12 protein-coding genes and 4 tRNA genes are annotated in these 18582 nt (G+C 58.8%); 5 read left to right on the top strand and 11 right to left on the bottom strand.

Annotation, left to right across the window (positions count from 1 at the left end; all coding sequences use genetic code 11):
• Window positions 1-4: 4 nt before the first annotated feature.
• Both QPL94_RS10040 and QPL94_RS10035 read right to left on the bottom strand, forming a co-directional pair.
• A complete protein-coding gene (locus QPL94_RS10040; protein WP_285357120.1) occupies window positions 5-3745 on the bottom strand; it encodes a translocation/assembly module TamB domain-containing protein in 3741 nt (1246 codons plus the stop codon).
• The gene (locus QPL94_RS10035) at window positions 3742-5436 is read right to left on the bottom strand and encodes an autotransporter assembly complex protein TamA (RefSeq protein ID WP_285357896.1); all 1695 of its coding nucleotides are present in this window, start codon (window positions 5434-5436) and stop codon (window positions 3742-3744) included. Before QPL94_RS10035 ends, QPL94_RS10040 begins: the two co-directional genes overlap by 4 nt.
• A gap of 287 nt (window positions 5437-5723) precedes the next feature.
• Here QPL94_RS10035 and QPL94_RS10030 point away from each other — a divergent pair, with 287 nt between their 5' ends.
• From QPL94_RS10030 to QPL94_RS10015, 4 genes are all read left to right on the top strand, one after another.
• Window positions 5724-7028 carry an acyl-CoA dehydrogenase family protein gene (locus QPL94_RS10030; RefSeq protein WP_285357119.1) on the top strand — a complete coding sequence of 435 codons (1305 nt, stop codon included), beginning with the start codon at window positions 5724-5726 and terminating at the stop codon, window positions 7026-7028.
• Between the two features lie 62 nt (window positions 7029-7090).
• Window positions 7091-8299, top strand: a complete 1209-nt coding sequence (locus QPL94_RS10025) for an acyl-CoA dehydrogenase family protein (RefSeq protein WP_285357117.1) — start codon at window positions 7091-7093, stop codon at window positions 8297-8299.
• Between the two features lie 247 nt (window positions 8300-8546).
• Window positions 8547-9554, top strand: coding sequence for a hypothetical protein (locus tag QPL94_RS10020; protein ID WP_285357116.1), 1008 nt, complete (start codon window positions 8547-8549; stop codon window positions 9552-9554).
• A 30-nt stretch (window positions 9555-9584) separates the two neighbouring features.
• Entirely contained in the window at window positions 9585-11066 is a 1482-nt protein-coding gene (locus tag QPL94_RS10015; RefSeq protein WP_285357115.1) for an amidase, read from the top strand.
• On the opposite strand, the gene nhaD is transcribed toward QPL94_RS10015, so the two are convergent.
• The 3 genes from nhaD to QPL94_RS10000 form a co-directional block, all read right to left on the bottom strand.
• Window positions 11056-12471 carry a sodium:proton antiporter NhaD gene (gene nhaD, locus QPL94_RS10010; RefSeq protein WP_285357114.1) on the bottom strand — a complete coding sequence of 472 codons (1416 nt, stop codon included), beginning with the start codon at window positions 12469-12471 and terminating at the stop codon, window positions 11056-11058. The genes QPL94_RS10015 and nhaD overlap by 11 nt on opposite strands.
• A 161-nt stretch (window positions 12472-12632) precedes the next feature.
• Window positions 12633-12709, bottom strand: a tRNA-Met gene (locus QPL94_RS10005).
• A gap of 69 nt (window positions 12710-12778) precedes the next feature.
• The gene (locus QPL94_RS10000; protein ID WP_285357113.1) at window positions 12779-14116 is read right to left on the bottom strand and encodes an acetyl-CoA C-acetyltransferase; all 1338 of its coding nucleotides are present in this window, start codon (window positions 14114-14116) and stop codon (window positions 12779-12781) included.
• A gap of 166 nt (window positions 14117-14282) precedes the next feature.
• Between QPL94_RS10000 and QPL94_RS09995 the strand changes: the two genes are divergently transcribed.
• Entirely contained in the window at window positions 14283-15689 is a 1407-nt protein-coding gene (locus tag QPL94_RS09995; RefSeq protein WP_285357112.1) for a 3-oxoacyl-ACP reductase, read from the top strand.
• Between the two features lie 151 nt (window positions 15690-15840).
• Here the strand turns inward: QPL94_RS09995 and QPL94_RS09990 are convergent.
• The 6 genes from QPL94_RS09990 to QPL94_RS09965 all read right to left on the bottom strand — a co-directional run bounded on the left by QPL94_RS09990 (window position 15841) and on the right by QPL94_RS09965 (window position 18517).
• Window positions 15841-15916: transfer RNA gene (locus QPL94_RS09990), tRNA-Val, on the bottom strand.
• A gap of 11 nt (window positions 15917-15927) precedes the next feature.
• Window positions 15928-16004: transfer RNA gene (locus tag QPL94_RS09985), tRNA-Asp, on the bottom strand.
• Window positions 16005-16073: 69 nt separating this feature from the next.
• Window positions 16074-16149, bottom strand: a tRNA-Val gene (locus tag QPL94_RS09980).
• 79 nt (window positions 16150-16228) lie between these two features.
• On the bottom strand, window positions 16229-16471 hold the full coding sequence (locus QPL94_RS09975; protein WP_285357110.1) for a hypothetical protein: 243 nt from the start codon (window positions 16469-16471) through the stop codon (window positions 16229-16231).
• An 87-nt stretch (window positions 16472-16558) separates the two neighbouring features.
• Complete coding sequence (locus QPL94_RS09970; protein ID WP_285357109.1) at window positions 16559-17437, bottom strand: DUF2846 domain-containing protein; 879 nt, start codon at window positions 17435-17437, stop codon at window positions 16559-16561.
• 117 nt (window positions 17438-17554) lie between these two features.
• Window positions 17555-18517 carry a hypothetical protein gene (locus QPL94_RS09965; protein ID WP_285357107.1) on the bottom strand — a complete coding sequence of 321 codons (963 nt, stop codon included), beginning with the start codon at window positions 18515-18517 and terminating at the stop codon, window positions 17555-17557.
• Window positions 18518-18582: the final 65 nt, after the last annotated feature.

Genomic DNA, 18582 nt, shown 5'->3' with positions numbered 1-18582 from the left:
CGGGTCAGAAATCCCGGGTGTAGAAAATATCCAGGGAAGCTGCCAGGCCGCTGGCAGCTTCCAGATAGAAATACCGGCCAAGGTCATAGCGCAAGGCAACGGTGGTGATCGGCTCGAAAATGCCCACACCATAACGAATACTGAGCTCATCGGTCAGGTAGCCACTGGCCACCACGGCCGACTCATCGCCTGAACCCTCCGCCTCCAGCATAAGATTCTGTATACCGATCTCTTCCCCGAGGCCCTGGGTGACCTTGTTCGCCTGAGTCAGGCCCAGGGAAATCGCTGCCCGGCTCATCTGCCCCTCGTCGCCCCTGCTTTGGGGTGCCCGGCCCAGAATCACATAGGACAATGCATCGGTCTGGGGCATCTCCGGTTCGGAAAACACTTCAGTCTGGGGCGCGCTTACCGGCCCGGTAAGCCGGATGCCCGCCACGACGGTATCGACCCGCCGGATGGCTTCGATATCCAGATAGGGCTCTGTCAGAGGCCCGACAAACATTAACCTTGCCCTGCGCAGCTCCAGTTCCTGACCATAGGCTTCATACTGGCCATCAACCAGCCGCAGCTCCCCCCGGGTGTCCATATTGTTGCCGATGCGCAGGGTGCCTTTCAGGTTACCGGTTACCCCGAAGCCATTGAAACTGACCTGATCATCGCCGACCACCACCGTCACATCCATATTCAGGGAGCGCAAACCGCCCTCTTCCTGCTCCGCCCCCACGATCACTTCGTCTTCCGAAACCGAAACCGCCTGAGCGGGGAGTTCCCTGATCTCGATCTCGCCACGGGGAACCTCCAGGCGGCCAGTGACCGCCAGATCACCGCTGCCGTAGGTGATGGTAATATCCGGCACCAGCTCTACACGGGCGTAGGGATCGTAACTGAACGGCAATCGGTCACCGGTAAGATTGACCTCTACGGACGGCTCCGCCGACCAGTCCAGGCCTCCCTTGATGTTGCCGGTACTGCGCTCGTTACTGCGCCAGCGGCCGGACAGATCCGCGGAATAGCCATTCAACTCCAGGCTGACAACCATGTCTTCCAGCGGTATCGGGAGCTGCGGGTCGGAGATCCGCCCGCCGGTCAACGCTATTTCGCCATTCACCGCCGGCTTCAGTAACGGGCCGGACAGCGTGCCTTCGCCATTGAGCTTACCTTCGACCACTTCCAGCCCGGCAAACACCCCGGCCATCGCAATGTCCAGGCCCTGGATGCGGAACTGGCCATCAACCTCCCGCTCACTGGCGTTCGGATCAACGGCGATTGCTACAGAAAGATCGCCCACTTCGGGCCCCTTCAGCCTGACATCCAGCTCGGCGATGTCCGGTTTCAGTTGAAGCCTGGTGGTGAAGGTGTCGTATCCCAGGCTCTGCCATTCGTCCCTGGCCATGACTTCAAACTCGCCCGCACCGGCATCCACTGACACCTCGCCATCAGGGCCATTGTCGGTCATCACCAGCCTGACGTCTGCGTTCAGGAGGGCGTCCCAGCGCAGGGTTTCCGGCATCAGCGGGGACAGCGCGGTGGTCGGGAAATTCTCGATCCGGTAGGCAATGTCCTGGGTCGGCAACAGGGTCTGGTCTTCGGCACAAACCGAAGCCTGTTGCCATTGCCAGCAGTGACGGCCGAAGGTCAGTCTGCCGGTTTCTGTGTACTCCAGTGCCGCGGGGTCCGCCAGCGTCCATTGCTGCCCCTGCTCGGGAACATCAATCCGCCCCTGCTCCAACGCTCCCTGCCAGGCATTCCAGTCCTCGGAAGCATTGCCGGCAAATACCAGCCCGACCTCGGCCTCCTCATGAACGGCGTTAACCTCCAGCCGGTGATCATCCCGGGTGCCTGACAGCCCCAGTGTCAATGACTGCAGCAACTGCTCGCCGTAGCGGAGTTCACTCGCCTGAACATCGGCGCTCACACTTAACCCTTCACCAAGGGTGGCATTGAGGTCCAGACTGGCCAGGCTCAGCTTATCCTGCCATGCCAGGTCGGACCCAGACACTTTCGCGCTGCCTTGCGGCTGATCGGGCGTCCCGGAAACCGAAGCGATTCCGCTCAGCGAGCCCGCCAGTCCCGGCAGGAAGGTTTCCGGAGAAGGCAGTTCCAGCGCCAGATTGCCCGCAATCTCGCCACCCCACTCGCCGCTACCGGTAACGCGGTTATCGCCCACTTGGAGCTCCAGGCCAGACACCGCCCATGCGCCTGCGTCACTGCTCAGTGCGCCACGGATCAGGGCATCATTGGCCCGCCAGTCGCCCGAAAGGTCCCACTCTGCCTGTAACGAAGGATTTCCACTATCCTCCAACCGCCCACTGGTGGTGACATCACCATTCAGGCTCGCCTCCAGTGCCGGCAACCAGTAGCCGGGGTTGAAACTGTCCAGCTCCAGGCTTGCATCCCACGCCAACTGGTCAGCAAACTCGACGTTTCCCTGACCACCGAGGAAGCCGGCGCCCGTGTTTACCCGCAGACGGGTGATCTTCACGGACTCCATATCGCCATCCAGCTCCCCTGACAGATCAGCCTCCCCATGTGGGCCGTCGACGCTGGCTTCTACACTCGCCTGATAGGCGCCTGACTGGTATCGAACCTCACCGTTCAGTTGGTTCAAGATAACCGGCGGCTGCTCAAAATCCGGTATCAGGCTGTACCAGGGGAAGGCTTCCATCGCGACCCGTGCATCCGCCAGGAAGGCTTGCTGCCAGTCCAGGCTTCCGGTCACCGAGGCCGTGCCGGTCTCGGCTTCACCCGTTCCCGGGCCCGAAAGCGAGAGGTCCAGATCTTCCACGCCAGCGGTTGTCACCAGCCCTTTCAGCGCAACCGCAATGTCACCGGAAGTACCCGGTAACGAGGTACGGGAATTGGAACGGAAACCGTCCTCCAGGCTACCTTCCAGAGCAACGACCGTATTCTGCAGTACCAGGGTTTCAGGCAGGCCTTCAGCAGGAACAAAGCGTTGAGCCTCAACGGTCAATTGAGCCGGTAGCGCACTGTCCAGGGGAGCCACCCGGCCGGCCAGGGTGGCTTCCAGGTAACCAGTGCTTTCACCCCTCACCCTCAGGTCCACTGCGCTTCCGGTGAGATTGAGAGCCAGATTCCAGTCGGGGCCATAGGGCGGCGGCAGGCTTATGCCGACATTCAGGTCCAGTGGCCAGTCGCCGCGGGTCTGGATGCGGCCGGACCCATCAATTTCGATATCGTCACGAACAAAGCTGAGACTCTGAAGGTGCCAGTCAGATCCGGAGCCTTCGGCCCGTAACTGCAACCGGTCCCAGATTTTGCCATCGTTCAGGGTGAAAGTGCCAAGATCTACCTCCCTGACAGCCAGACCAATCGGCAGGTTAACGCCAGGCAGACTGATGTCGCCACGGTCATCCTGCTGATCTGTTGACGGTTGCAGGGTCAGGTCAATGGTTTCCACCTGCAGGGATTCAAGGCACAGCTGCTTGCTGAACAGGCAGGTCGGTGACCAGTCAACTACCGGCGCCTCCAGCCGAAGACCCACGCCGTAACCCTGCCATGTCAGGGACTGCGCCTGCCACTGTCCCAGCAATGATCCCTGCCCCTGTTCCACGTCAAGGCCGGGAACCTGGTCGATGACCCACGCCGTTCCGGTTTCCGAACGCAAGGCCAGTAACAGTGCCCCCACCACTAAAAGTGGCAGCAGAATGATAATGGCCAGCGCAATCAGCAGGCCGTTCCTCAGGCGTTTTGGTTTGTGGACCTCATTCTTTGGGGCTTCGGTCATAACTCGGGCCCCATGGAAAAGTGAATGCGCCACTCACCGCCAAATTCCGGGTTCAACCCTTTGGCAATATCCAGACGCAAAGGCCCCACCGGGCTTATCCAGCGGATACCAAGTCCAACGCCGGTGGCCAGAGGGTCCGCCAGATCATCAATGGCATTGCCTTCATCTACAAAGGCAGCTACCCGCCAGTTGTCGGCAAACTGGTACTGATACTCAGCGCTGCCGACCATCAGGAAACGACCACCCACGGCAACATCCTCATCGTCTCGCGGCGACAGGGTTTCGTAACCATAACCCCGGACGCTCTGGTCACCACCGGCAAAAAACCGCAATGACGGTGGCACATCCGAAAAGCGGTTGGTTGCCACCCCGCCAAACTGGAAACGCGTCAGGAAGCGGTGGTTATCCGCCAACGTATACAACCCCTTGACGAGAAAATTCGCATGAAGAATGTCCACGCTCGACAGGACGGCCCGATGGGAACCTGTCACATCAAACTGAATCCGGTAGCCGCGGGATGGGTCCAGAGGCGAATCTGAATGCAGTTTGGAATACCCCAGCCCCGGCAACAACAGGCTGCTCTGCTCAGTCTCATCGTCGCCAATCCGGAAGCGCTCCCCCTCCCACCTCAGAGAGGCGATCTGCTGCCAGCCGTCATCAAGCTGATGCTTCCATTGCTGACCGAAGGTCAGCAATTCCGACTCAACATCCTCAATGTCTTCCCGTTGATAACCGGCAGACAAACGAATGGAATCGGTCATGGGTGGATCCAGGGGCAATTCATACCAGGTGCTCAAGTTCTGGCGTGGCGCTGAAAGTTCAGTTTCGACACCACGACTGTGGCCCATCGGATTGATCCAGTGCTCCCGCCAGTTGCCCCGCAGCCGGGGCCCCACGTCGGTTGAAAAACCTATGCCTGCGGCCACTGATCGGGGTGGGCGCGTGGTCAGCCCGACATTCACCGGAATCACCCCGTCCTCGGCGGCGCCGGGAGAGGCCTCAATATCCACTCCGGAAAAATAGCCACTGTTGGACAAATCGGTATTGAGCCTGGCGATCTTGTCCGCATGAAAGAGTTCACCCGGCTCAAAACGCACGAACTGCTCCAATAACTGTTCCTCGAAGCCATGGCCCTCATTGAAACTGACATCACCCAACCGATAACGTTCACCGCTGCGATAAACCAGGGTGATATCCGCCACTCTTTTTTGCGGATCCACTTCCAGCCTGCGGGTAGTGAACTCGCCGTCAAAATAGCCCAGCCGACTGGCGCGATTCTGGATAGTCTGGCGCAGCGAGCTGTACTCGCCATGATTCAGCACATCACCCTCAGACGGTTTCTGCGGCAGGGAACCCGTGAAACCGGAATCTTCACTGGCAGGGCCCTCGATCTCAACCTTACGGGAACGGACAAGCACCGGCTCACCCGGCTGCACAGTGAGAACCAGGCGCGCCGGTTCTTCTTCCTCGCCGGGCGGCTCGACAATTTCCCACTGGATTACCGGGCTGTAGTAACCGAGCGCGCGAAGCGCATCTTCCACCTGGGTTTCGGCGGTGCTGGCATAACGCCTCAGACTGTTGGCGCTACGGCCTTCAACGTCTCCGACAAACGCCTCGGCATTGTCCTGCAATTGCGGAAAATCCCCCTCCACCTTTATTTCCACTTGCTGGGCCCAGGACAACGCCGGCATGGTCCAGACAAAAAACCAGAGAATCAGGAACCGACGGTGAAAACGAGAACTAATGTGGGGCAGCATCCAGCAGCGTTACTTCAGTCAATGTGAGTTGAGGGGCACGGTAACAACCGGAGTGTAACGGGTAGAGGTACGGTTAATCCATGGCTATTGACCATCTTGCCTGTGGGTAATGTACGACATGCCAATGGCGACGGATCGGCCCGGGCTCATGATCGTCAGATAACGACCTCCCCTGATCGCCTGCAGGCGAAATCAGGACAGTGCCACCAAGGAGACAACAGATGATACGGGACCCCATGGGCTTTGCCCTTTCCATGATGAACAGGCTTGCCGCCAATCCGTTGCTGGACCGGCTGGGCCTGCGCACCCCGCTCGAAAGGACCGCCTATCACGGAACCCGAAGCGGTTTTCGCACCCTTGCTTTTGCCGGACGGGAGTTCAATCGAGTCAGTAACTGGCTGCCCAGGAAACGTCTGCCTGATGGCAGCGCCTCCGACTTGTTCGATCTCTCGCTCAGCGACGACCAGCGTATGATCACCGATTTGCTGGGGCGGTTTGCCCGTGACGAACTCAGAACTGCCGCTGGCATTGCCGATGAAACCAGGGAGATACCAGATAACACCATCAGCGCTGCTGCCGAACTGGGTTTGCCCTTGTATGCAATACCGGAAGAATTCGGCGGAGTTGCAGAGCATCAGTCCCCGGTAACCAGCGTATTGATCGCCGAGCAACTCGCCTGGGGAGACATGGGGCTGGCCACAGCACTGTTGGCACCTTTCAGTGTCGCCCAGGCCATCACCCGCTGGGGCACCGGCGAACAGCAAAGCCGCTACCTGCCGGCGTTCTGTGGCGAAAAGCCTCCGGTAGCCACCATTGCCGTCGACGAACCGACGCCGTTGTTTGATCCACTCGTTCTGCAAACCTCTGCCCGAAGAACCGATACCGGCTATGCCCTCACCGGCCTGAAGAATGCGGTTGTGCAGGGGGAAAGCGCTGAACTGTTGCTGACTGCGGCACAGCTGGATGGGCAACCAAGACTGTTTATCGTGGAGGCGGGAACTCCGGGCATCCGTGTTAAAGCCGACCCTGCGATGGGCCTCAGGGCTTCGGGGGCCTGTCAACTGCTGCTGGAGAACGCCGAGTTACCATCGGATGCGCTGTTGGGGGACGACGATTTCGACTACCAGAACTTCCTCGATCGCGGGGCCCTGCTTCGATGCGGTCTTGCCATTGGTACCGCTCAGGCGGTTCAGGATTACGTCATCCCCTACTGCAATGATCGCAAAGCTTTCGGCGAACCCGTCAGCCACCGCCAGTCCGTTGCCTTCATGATCAGCAATCTGGCCATCGAAACCGACAGCATGCGCATGCTCACCTGGCGTGCTGCCAGTCGTCTGGAACAGGGCCTGCCGGCCCACCGGGAGACCACTCTGGCACGATTGCTATGTAACGAAAAAGCCATGGAAGCCGGCACCAATGGGGTTCAACTGCTGGGTGGCCATGGCTTCGTCAAGGAACACCCCGTTGAGCGCTGGTACCGGGATCTGCGATCCGTTGCCACCCTGGTCGGCGGCCTGCTCGCCTGATTGCTTTTCATCAGTCCAGTCATCAGCCCAGTCATCACCCCAGTCACAGTGAGCAGAACGACATGAACCTTGAGATACCGAGAAAATTTGCCCCTCTCATCAACCAGGCCCAGCAAGTCGCCCGTGAAGTATTCCGGCCCATCTCCCGCAAATACGACCTTGCGGAGCACGAATACCCAAGTGAACTGGACATGTTCGCATCCATCATGGACGGTATGAACGACGGCGCGGCGGATGGTGGCACTGGCGCCGGAAAGCTCGCCCGCTCCGACAACAACGGCGGAACCGGCAACCGTAACGGCACCAACATGAAAACCGTCCTCGGCCTGACCGAACTTTGCTGGGGCGATGTTGGCCTGGCCCTGTCCATCCCCCGCCAGGGCCTGGGCAACTCCGCCATCGCCGCCGTGGCCAACGACGAGCAACTCGCCCGCCTGGGCAACACCTGGGCGGCCATGGCCATCACCGAACCCGGCGCTGGCTCCGACACCGCCGCCATCCGCACCACCGCCACCGAAGACGGCGACGAATACGTCATCAATGGCGAGAAAATCTATGTCACCGCCGGCGAGCGCGCCGACGCCGTGGTGGTCTGGGCAACACTGGATCGCAACAAAGGCCGCGCCGCCATCAAATCCTTCGTGGTAGAAAAAGGCACCCCGGGAATGACCGTCGAACGCCTGGAGAAAAAGCTCGGCATCCGCGCCTCCGACACTGCCGCCATCCGCTTCGACAACTGCCGCGTGCCCCGGGAAAACCTCCTGGGCGACACGGACATCAGCGTCGAAAAAGGCTTTGCCGGCGCCATGCAAACCTTCGACAACACCCGCCCTGTCGTCGCCGGCATGGCCATCGGTGTTGCCAGCGCGGCCCTGCAGAAAACCCGCGAACTCATCGCCCTCACCGGCACCGACCTGGAATACCGCCACCAGACCTGGACCCAACCCGCCGTTACCCGCGAACTCCAGCTCATGGAAGCCGAACTCGAAGCCGCTCGCCTGCTCACCCTCCGCGCCGCCTGGATGGCCGACAACGGCCTGCCCAACTCCAAAGAAGCCTCCATCGCCAAAGCCAAAGCCGGCCGTGTCGGCAACACCATCACCCTGCGCTGCGTCGAACTCTGCGGTAGCCTCGGCTACGGTGAAACGGAACTGCTGGAAAAATGGGCCAGGGACTCCAAAATTCTCGACATCTTCGAAGGCACCCAGCAGATCCAGCTGTTGATCATCGCGAGAAGATTACTGGGCAAGTCGTCGGCGGAGCTGAAATAAGCTAACCTGTGTGAAAGCGTCGAAAAATCAGGCAGGTGCAACACGTATTCGCAAAACCAATGGCGAATAGCACTAAGCCTGACGCAAGGCCCGGGCGAGGCCTTCACAGACCGTGCATTGCCAGGGATGGCAATGCCGAGCCCCCATGGATGGGTTAACGGCGTGTCTGTGAAGGCCTTGCCCGGGACTTGCCTGCACCCAAGCGCGCAGACTCCCAACATACAGTCTTAAAGGCACACATAGCTGAATGCTGAAGATAAACAGAGCAAACCTGAAAACCAGCCACCAACTCATCTGGTTCGTCATAGACTTCCTGATGCTCGGCCTGCTCATCATCAACCTGGCCTTCATCATTTTCGACTCCATCTACAACTTCGTCGCCATCCAGAACCTGCTGGCTGAAAACGCACCCGCGATCAAAGACCTCTACCACCCCATCCACGAAAACTTCATCTTCTACGACCTCATCTTCGTCAGCATCTTCCTGACCGAATTCGTCGTGCGTTGGGGCTATTCCATTAAGGCAAAGGTCTACGACCGCTGGTACTTCTACCCGTTCATCCACTGGTACGACATTGTCGGCTGTATCCCTGTTGGCAGCTTCCGCTTCCTGCGGATATTGCGGGTTATCTCTATCGTCTACAGACTGCACCAGTACAAGGTCATCGACGTCACCCAGACCCGAGTTTTCCAGTTCTTCAACTTCTACTACGAAGCCTTTCTGGAAGAACTCTCCGACCGTATCGTCGTAAAGGTCCTCTCCGGCGCCCAAGAGGAAATCCGCCGTGGTTCGCCTCTCTTTGAACGCATCCAGAACGACATCCTCTACCCCAGGCGGGAAATGCTCTCGGACTGGATTTCAAAGCGTGTGGCAGAGGCGGCGCAGGAAGGCTACGTACCCAACCGCGGTGCCTTGCGCAGTTACCTGGAAGCCCGCGTGGATAATGCCCTCAAGCAGAATCTGGAACTGTCGCGGCTGAAATACCTGCCGGTGGTCGGACCCACCATTCAGGAAACCCTGGAAGACGCCGTGGGGGACATCGTTGCGGACGTGATTCATCAGATTCTTGAGGACCTGGCGTCCGCTTCCAACCATGCCTTTATCGAAGACATCGTGAACGTTTTCCTGCCCTCCCCGGATGACAACGGCCAGGAAGAGGCTCCCAACGAAGCCCTGATCAACCTGATTATTGAAATACTGGACGCCGTCAAAGCGCAGGTGAAGGTCAAGCACTGGCGCTCCGAATTGCCCTGATTCGCGCCACAAAACAATAACGAGGACACCATGAATCCACTGCATTACCGCTCTGCCACCGAACTGGTTAGCGACCTTAAAGAAGGCAAGCTAACCAGCACGGAAGTGACCCGGGCTTTCCTGGACAGAATCCGCCAGTACAATGGCACCATTAACGCTGTTGTGACCCTGGACGAAGAGAAATCTCTGGAAGCGGCCCGCAGCGCGGATGAAGCCCTGGCGCGGGGCGAATCCCCCGGCCCGCTCCACGGCCTGCCCCTGACCCTGAAGGATACCTGGGAAGTCGCGGGTATGAGGTGCACAGCCGGTGCACCCGCATTGCAAAACTATATCCCGAAAAGCCACGCGGATGTGGTGAAGCGCCTGGAAAACGCCGGCGCCATCATACTCGGAAAAACCAACGTTCCGATCTACGCCACCGACCTTCAGAGTTACAACAAGCTCTTCGGCATCACCAACAACCCCCACAACCTGGCGCATACGCCCGGAGGCTCCTCGGGCGGCGCTGCAGCAGCCCTGGCTGCAGGCATGACACCCCTGGAAGTGGGCAGCGACCTGGCTGGCTCTATCCGCACGCCAGCTCACTTCTGCGGTATTTTCGGCCACAAGCCGTCACGGGCACTGGTCCCGTTCCGTGGCCATATTCCCGGGCCACCAGGCACCCAGTCCCGGCCAGACCTCGCGGAGGGCGGCCCACTGGCGCGTTCGGCGAAAGACCTGGAGCTGCTACTGAACGTGATCGCCGGCCCGACCGAGCGGGAAGGCAATAGCTGGCAACTGGCAATGGCGCCGGCGTCCATCCACTCACTGGAACAGGCCCGTGTCGGGCTCTGGCTGAAAGACCCCCTGTGCCCGGTCGATGACGAACTGGTGACCGGGTACGAACAGCTGGGCCGCGACCTGGAAAACCGGGGCGCATTAGTGGCCGAAGCGCAGCACAACCTCTTGAACCTGGAACACATTCTGCCAGCCTATTTCAACCTGCTGGGCAGCCTGCTGAGCACCTCCCTGAAACCGGCCCAACGCCGGCAGATGAAGTGGATCGCCCGGCTGGAAAAATGGCTGCACCTGTTCGGACCGGTCACGGCCCATATTGGCGAATATGGCCGCGGCGTGAATCAACCGGTGTACCAGTGGATGGCATGGAGTGAAATGCGGGAGAAGATGCGGGCGGAGATAACCTCCCTGTTTGATGAGTTCGATGTCCTGCTGACACCGGTTACGCCCACGACGGCAATCCGCCACGATCACAGCCACCCGGTCTTCAAGCGACAAATCACCGTTGCCGGCCAGCCCAGGGCCTATATGGACCAGTTCTGCTGGATTGCCCTGGCCACACTACTTGGCCTGCCCGCAACCTCGGTACCAATTGGCAGGACAAAGGAAGGCTTACCATTCAACATACAGGTGATTGGAGCGCCGGGAATGGATCTGACCACGCTCCGGTTTGCGGAGTTGCTGGAAGCAGAGGGACTTGCCGGCTTCCAGTGTCCGCCAGAGCTCAGCCATTGACCAGGAAGTGCACCCAGATACTGGCTGCATAACCCAGGGCAATCGCTGGCGTCCATTTCAGGTGGCTGAGAAACGTATACTGCCCTCTCGCCTGCCCCATTAATGCAACACCTGCAGCGGAGCCGATTGAGAGAAGGCTTCCGCCAACCCCTGCCGTCAGGGTGACCAGCAACCACTGGTAGTCAGGCATGGCCGGGTTCATGGTCAGTACCGCAAACATCACCGGAATATTGTCCACCAGCGCCGAAATCAATCCGATCATGATATTGGCAAAGGTAGGGCCCAGATCGCCGTACAGGGTGGCTGACATCATTCCCAAATAACCAATGAACCCCAGGCCACCGACCGCCATAATGACCCCATAGAAGAAAAACAGGGTATCCCATTCCGAGCGGGCAATATGGGAGAACACGTCAAAAGCACGCCGTCCCTGCGTGCGATCCCCCGAACTGTCTCCGGGTGGGGTTTCGAAGCTCTCGTTCCAGTGGTACTCCTCGTGACGTTTGAGATAGAAACCGAAAATCTTCAGGTAACCAAGTCCCGTCATCATGCCGAACACCGGCGGGATATGCAGGAACTGGTGAAAACTGATAGCGGTGGCAATCGTCAGCAGGAACAGAACGCAGATCACCAGTCCGCCCGGAAGAATGACGTTTGCGTGCGACTCGGGCGGTGCCGGCTGGCCTTTGGGCAAGGCGAAATGCATCAGCGCCGCCGGCACCAGGAAATTCACCATGGAAGGCAGCAGCAACTGGAAAAAGTCCTGAAACGGCAGAATGCCCTTCTGCCAGACCATCAAGGTGGTGATATCGCCAAACGGACTGAACGCGCCACCCGCATTGGCCCCCACTACTATGTTAATGCAGGACATGGACACAAAGGCAGCGCTGTCACGGCCCACGGCCATCACCACCGCGCACATGATCAGTGCCGTGGTCAGGTTATCGGCCACCGGCGAGATACAGAAGGCAAGGATACCGGTAATCCAGAACAGACGCCGGTAACCATAACCCTTGCCCAGCAGCCAGATCCGTAACTGGTCAAAAACGCCCCGCTCCAGCATGGCGTTTATATAGGTCATGGCCACCAGCAGGAAGAAGAACAGTTCTGCGTATTCCAGGAAATTGTGCCGAATAGCCTCCTCGACTTCGCCATTGGCGCCCGCCGCCCGATACGTAATGGCGACCAGCACCCAGATAAGCCCTGCGGCGATCAACATGGGCTTGGATTTGCGCAGGTGGATCCGCTCCTCCAGCATCACCAGCACGTACGCCAGTACAAAGATCGCCAGCGCGAGATAGCCCACCGGGTGTGCAGCAAGATTCAGGGCTTGCTCCGGGTTTGCCCATACCTGCCCGGGGGCCAGCGACAACGCGGCCAATAACGTTAGCAAGATCGCCTTCATTCGAGAGGGTACTCCAAGCTGTGCTCAGGGTGGTGAGGTTGGCATTGAGAATCGGATGTATGCTGTGGCTCCGGGGATGCAACCACAGTTTGGAGCCGGACCGTTAGCCCGTCAACGAAAAAAGGCAGACCAGTAAAAACTGATCTGCCCTTCTTTTAATATGGTAGCGGGGGCAGGATTCGAACCTACGACCTCCGGGTTATGAGCCCGACGAGCTACCAGACTGCTCTACCCCGCATCAACGAGGGGCGCATGGTACGGGTAGAAACCCTGTCTGTCAAAGGGATAAACGACATTTTCCGTTGACTTACCGCTCCAGTATCGCGGTCACGCCCTGACCACCGGCGGCACAGATGGAGATCAGGCCACGGCCGCTGCCCTTCTCTTCCAGCAGCTTTGCCAGGGTGGCAACAATCCGGCCACCAGTGGCGGCGAAAGGGTGGCCGGTAGCGAGACTGCTGCCCTTGATGTTCAGCTTGCTGCGGTCAATGCTGCCCAGCGGTTTATCCAGCCCCAGGCGGTCCTTACAGAAGTCAGGATCTTCCCACGCCTTGAGAGTGGAAAGCACCTGGGCCGCGAAGGCTTCGTGGATTTCGTAGAAGTCGAAGTCCTGCAGGGTCAGCCCGGCTTTCTCCAGCATACGCGGTACGGCGTAGGCCGGCGCCATCAGCAGACCTTCTTTCTTGTCGACAAAGTCTACGGCGGCCACTTCGGAGAAGGTCAGGTAAGCCTTGATCTCCATGTTATTGGCTTTCGCCCACTCTTCGCTGGCCAGCAGTACACATGACGCACCATCGGTCAGCGCAGTGCTGTTGGCGGCAGTCATGGTGCCGTTCTCCCGATCAAATACGGGCTTCAGGGTGGCCAGCTTTTCCAGGGTGGTATCCGGGCGCAGGATGTTATCTTTCTCCAGGCCGGCCAGCGGGGTCATCAGGTCCCTGAAAAAGCCCTGTTCGTAGGCAGCCGCCAGTTTCTGATGGCTCTCATAGGCCAGCTTGTCCTGTTCGTCACGGGGAATGGCCCATTCATGGGCCGTAATCTGGCAATGACCACCCATGGACAGGCCGGTTCTGGGCTCACCGTTCTGAGGGATCTCCGGTTTCAGGTGCCCCGGACGGAAGCGGCTGAGAATCTTCAGGCGCTCGCCCGTGGTCCTGGCCCGGTTCAGATCCAGCAGGATTTCCCGCAGTCCCTCACCGACACCAATGGGCGCATCGGACGTGGTGTCCGTGCCGCCGGCGATACCACACTCAATCTGTCCCAGGGCAATCTTGTTGGCGACCAATATGGCCGCTTCCAGGCCGGTACCACAGGCCTGCTGAATGTCGTAAGCGGGTGTTTCCGGTGCCAGGCCGCTGCTGAGGGCAGACTCCCGGGTGAGGTTAAAATCTTTGGAATGCTTGATGACTGCACCGGCCACAACTTCCCCCATACGTTGGCCCTGCAGGCCAAAGCGGTCAACCAGCCCCCGCAGCGCAGCGGTTAACAACTCCTGGTTGCTTACCTTGCTATAGGCCGTATTGGAGCGGGCAAAGGGTACCCGGTTACCGCCGAGAACCGCGACCCGGCGAACGCCACTCCTGGCCGCCGCCGTCTTTTTTGGTGCCGTTGTTTTCTTTTGGGTGCTTTTCGGTGCCTGTGCCATGATGATGTCCTGTTTGAACGAGTGTATTCATTGCGTTGCAGTTTAGCGCCGAGGGGGCCTGGCTCATTGGCATCCCTGACAACAGTGCAGGAGCATTGAGTCAATCCAAAAACGGCCCATTTCTTTAATCTGTACGCTGATATTCGTTTCGCAAAAGGAAAATGCCATGTCTGACCGTTATCTCAAATTCGTCAACACCCCGGTAGGCAGAACCGCTGCCCAGTCCCTCGGACTGCCCTCACCTGTAAACCTGAAACGCTGGAAGCGCGCAGACCAGCCGTTTATCGAAGGCGATGTGCTTATCGGCGCGGCCAACGGCAGCAAAGCTGTTACCGCAATTGGCAGCCTGCTGAGCGCCAGCCCTGCGAAACTCTTCCATGCCAGTGCTGTAGATACTCTGAACGATTCTTCCAAAAGCGGCAACAAGGCCGAGGCGCTGCCGCTCAATACCGACATTGACCGCAAATTCTCAGCCCTGGTGTTTGATGCCACAGGTATGAAAGACACCACCGACCTGCGGGCCGCTTACGACTTCTTCCACCCTACCATCCGAAAGCTGGCAGGCAATGGCCGTGTGCTGGTGATCGGCCAGGACCCTGCTACCTGTCGCCAGCCGGCCAAAGCAGCCGCTCATCAGGCACTGGAAGGCTTTGTGCGCAGCGTTGGCAAGGAAGTGGGCAAGAAAGGTTCCACCGCCAATCTGCTGTGGATGGCACCCGGAGCAGAAAAACAGCTGGAGTCCAGTGTGCGCTTTTTCCTCTCGCCCCGGTCGGCCTATGTGTCCGGGCAGGTGACTCGTATCGGCAAGAGCACAGATGCGCCCGCCACCAACCCCGTCGCTCCGCTGACCGGGAAAGTGGCACTGGTGACCGGCGCGTCGCGGGGCATAGGCGCCTCCATTGCCCAAACCCTGACCCGTGACGGCGCAACCGTGATCGGCCTGGACATTCCGCCGGCGATGGAAGAGCTGCAGAAAGTCATGAATGCCCTCAAAGGCAAGGCTCTGGCCTGTGACATCACCGATGATAACGCGCCGAAGCAGATCGCGGATTTTGTGAAAGAGCACTTCGGCGGCATTGACCTGGTCATCCACAACGCTGGCATCACCCGGGACAAGACCCTGGGCAATATGCCGGAGCACTTCTGGGACATGACCATCGCGGTGAACCTGACGGCGGAGGAACTGATTGATGAAGAACTGAGGCACCAGGAACTGCTGCGGGAAAACGGCCGCATCGTGTGCATATCCTCCATCAGCGGCATCGCCGGCAATTTTGGCCAGACCAACTACTCCACCGCCAAGTCTGGCGTGATCGGCTATGTGGAAGCCCTGGCGAAACAGGTGAAGAACGGCGTGACCATCAACGCCATAGCCCCGGGTTTCATTGAAACCCAGATGACCGCCGCCATGCCCATAACTATCCGCGAAGCCGGCCGGCGCATGAACAGCCTGTCCCAGGGTGGTTTGCCGGTCGATGTGGCGGAGGCCATCGCGTGGTATTGCAACCCGGCGTCCAACGGCGTGAACGGGAACGTTGTTCGGGTTTGTGGGCAGTCGTTGATTGGTAAATAGGGAGGATGCCGGAAGCATGGTGTCGGATTACGCCTGCGGCTAATCCGACCTACGGGTGCCAGGCCGATAATACGTGTAGGTCGGATTAGCCGCAGGCGTAATCCGACAACCCAAAGCATCGGGCTTGAACCAGAACATCGAGGGGAAAAAATGGTGGGTGGTACTGGGATCGAACCAGTGACCCTCGCCTTGTAAGGGCGATGCTCTCCCAGCTGAGCTAACCACCCGGGAATAAAAATGGCGGAGCGGACGGGACTCGAACCCGCGACCCCCGGCGTGACAGGCCGGTATTCTAACCAGCTGAACTACCGCTCCGCATCAATCCCTGCCTGGACGGCTTTCGGGACCTGAAACCGGACGGGGCAGTCCGGTGATGCTGAAAAGTGGTGGGCGGTACTGGGATCGAACCAGTGACCCTCGCCTTGTAAGGGCGATGCTCTCCCAGCTGAGCTAACCGCCCACTTTCACAGCACACTGGTGAGTCAGCGTTGCTGTCTCGACCAAGTGAGACGCGCATTTTAAGCATTTGTCTGACGGTGTCAAATTTTTTCTCGGAGTTTTACGACTTTCTGTCCTGCCCGTTCAGCTTTGCGACTCAGCGAAAGCTCCCGGACCCGTGGTTTGCGGTCTTCGGGCAATGCACGTTCCGCCAGCGAACAGTTCAGATGGTCCAGCCGCTTCCTGAAATGCTCAATTTTTTCGCCAACATCGCCAAGAGCTCCCGGAAGAGCCTCTTCAGAAAACCGGCGGAATCTTTCCTGCAACGAATCTTTCAGCGACATGTTTCAGCGACCTTGTTTTGCCTGACTGCTAACAGTCTAGTAACCGGGTACAGAAACAACAATTCACTGCCGGCCTAAATTTCATTGTCAGAATATCCACCAGCCATCACCGGCTTCCGCCTCTTCCCTGCGCTCGCGCTCCTGCTCGAGTGCCGCGTAATCCTGTTCCAGCTCACGCAACTTGCGATCACTTTCCAACGGCACAGTAGGTCCGCCGCCGAACGGCCAGTACCAGGGTGATTCTTCATATTTACCTTCGGCTTTCAGGCGTTCTATCTCCGCTTCACGCTCCTCTTCCAACACCACCAGGTTACGTTCGTAGTCGCCGTCCTCATTCACTTCAACGATCGAAACCGCTGCATGGTTTGGCGCCAGCAGATCACTGTTCAGAAAACGGGTGGAAACAATTTCGTCCGCCTGCATGGCGTAGTCCCGCGTGACCAGTTGCAAGTCACCAGCGGTCAGAGGGTGGTCTTCAGCCAGCTCCGGGTGAGTGCTTTCCGGGCCCTCCAGCTCGTTATAGCGCAGGTAGTAGATGTTTCCCGGCTCTACCTTCAGGGTGGCGTCCGCAATCAGGCTGAGACTGAAGGAGTTCAAGCCTTCCAATCCCAACAGCGGCCGGCGGATGGCAATGTGGCGCTCCCCTGGGGCAACTTCGAGCCAGGTAAAGCTGTCGTTGCGTATATTGAAGTAGTGGTTGTCGTCGATGTAGACGCTCGGGGCTTCTATTTCGTCGGCAGCCCACTGGGAATCGGTGCGATAGAAGTAAAGAACCGCATTACTGCGATCCCACTGATCATTGGCGATATGGACAAAATCATGCCCGGATACCGGGTGCAGAAACGAGCCCACGCTCTTGCCAATGGACTGATACACCGTGCAACCGGAGCCAACAACCAGCAGCGACGCCGCTATTACTGCGGCCAGGAAACGGGAAAGACCGGGGAAAAGAAATCGGGTTTTCATTGTTGTTCACTCTTCATCCTTTCGCGAGTTGACCCGATCATAACAACTGCGCTCTTGCGGAACTGAGAGCTACCGCAAGGGATGAATACAAACCGTTACAAAGCACAATCAGGGGTATTACCGCCCCGAGATCTGCGAACGCAGGTCATTTACCTCGTCGGACAACCGCACCAGCCTGGACGTTAACTGGGACCGAGAAGAGTCAATAGAGGCCACAGTACGCTTCAGCTCTGCCAGCTCGTTGCGGACCGCATTCAACTGGCCACTGCTGGACAGGTTGTCCGTTGCTCTCTCCAGTGCGGCAATCCGGCTTTCCAGGCCATCAATGGTGAGTTTCTGCTCCCGCTCAAACCTTACCAACTGGCGTTCAACCAGTTTGTCCACACCTGCAAGGGATTCGTCCAGCTCAGTCAGCCTGGAGGCGTTCTCCTGACCGGTTTCGCGCACGGCAATGATCTGTTTTTCAAGATCAGACTCGACCTCGTCCAATCGGGACACAAGACTGGTTTCCAGCTCTTCAACAGATGCAGCCAGTGTGTCGCGGGCGCTCTTGCCATCGTTGACCTCAGCTCGAAGCGACTCAAGCTGCGACTCATGATCATCCAGTCGTTTCCGGTTGCGGTCATTGGCCACACCCCAGAGCTTGCGGATTTCGCTGTCGGCGGTATCCAGGCGCTCTCCCTGAGTGTCGAGCCGATCTTCAATGGACTGACCTTTTTCCTGCAGGTTTTCACCGGTTTCAGACAGGTCGCCTTCAAACCGCGCCAGTGCCAGTTTGCTTTGACGCGCCCAGTAGTCGGCCTCTTCAAGCTGGCCTTCCAGCATCTGGATTCGCTGTTCCTGTTGATACCATCCGGCACCGGCAGCACCGGCCACAATCAGCAGGCCAATGGCCAGCATCATACCCCGGCCCGAGCCACCGCCGCCGGAGGTCTTGCCGGGCCTGCCCGCCGGCTTTTGGGTACCACCGCCTCCGGCAGCGTCTCGTCTGGGCGCTTCAGGCGCTTTCTCCCTGGCTACCTTTTTGGTATCTGGGTTGCCACTACGTACTTCATCATCATCCGGACGGATCGGTTCCATAACAGCTCCAGGATATGGACGGTAAGGGTAACAAGGCATGATAATACCCGTACCTTGCAACGACG

This window comes from Marinobacter sp. SS13-12, from assembly GCF_030227115.1.
Taxonomy (GTDB): domain Bacteria; phylum Pseudomonadota; class Gammaproteobacteria; order Pseudomonadales; family Oleiphilaceae; genus Marinobacter.
Note: the sequence above shows the minus strand (reverse complement) of the source record. Positions and strands in the feature narration are given on the sequence as shown.

Bases quoted from the DNA above. Each gene is read 5' to 3' on its own strand.
- QPL94_RS10040 (WP_285357120.1), bottom strand. From the start codon at position 3,745: ATGACCGAAGCCCCAAAGAATGAGGTCCACAAACCAAAACGCCTGAGG.
- QPL94_RS10035 (WP_285357896.1), bottom strand. From the start codon at position 5,436: ATGCCGGCGTTGTCCTGGGCCCAGCAAGTGGAAATAAAGGTGGAGGGG.
- QPL94_RS10030 (WP_285357119.1), top strand. From the start codon at position 5,724: ATGATACGGGACCCCATGGGCTTTGCCCTTTCCATGATGAACAGGCTT.
- QPL94_RS10025 (WP_285357117.1), top strand. From the start codon at position 7,091: ATGAACCTTGAGATACCGAGAAAATTTGCCCCTCTCATCAACCAGGCC.
- QPL94_RS10020 (WP_285357116.1), top strand. From the start codon at position 8,547: ATGCTGAAGATAAACAGAGCAAACCTGAAAACCAGCCACCAACTCATC.
- QPL94_RS10015 (WP_285357115.1), top strand. From the start codon at position 9,585: ATGAATCCACTGCATTACCGCTCTGCCACCGAACTGGTTAGCGACCTT.
- nhaD (WP_285357114.1), bottom strand. From the start codon at position 12,471: ATGAAGGCGATCTTGCTAACGTTATTGGCCGCGTTGTCGCTGGCCCCC.
- QPL94_RS10000 (WP_285357113.1), bottom strand. From the start codon at position 14,116: ATGGCACAGGCACCGAAAAGCACCCAAAAGAAAACAACGGCACCAAAA.
- QPL94_RS09995 (WP_285357112.1), top strand. From the start codon at position 14,283: ATGTCTGACCGTTATCTCAAATTCGTCAACACCCCGGTAGGCAGAACC.
- QPL94_RS09975 (WP_285357110.1), bottom strand. From the start codon at position 16,471: ATGTCGCTGAAAGATTCGTTGCAGGAAAGATTCCGCCGGTTTTCTGAA.
- QPL94_RS09970 (WP_285357109.1), bottom strand. From the start codon at position 17,437: ATGAAAACCCGATTTCTTTTCCCCGGTCTTTCCCGTTTCCTGGCCGCA.
- QPL94_RS09965 (WP_285357107.1), bottom strand. From the start codon at position 18,517: ATGGAACCGATCCGTCCGGATGATGATGAAGTACGTAGTGGCAACCCA.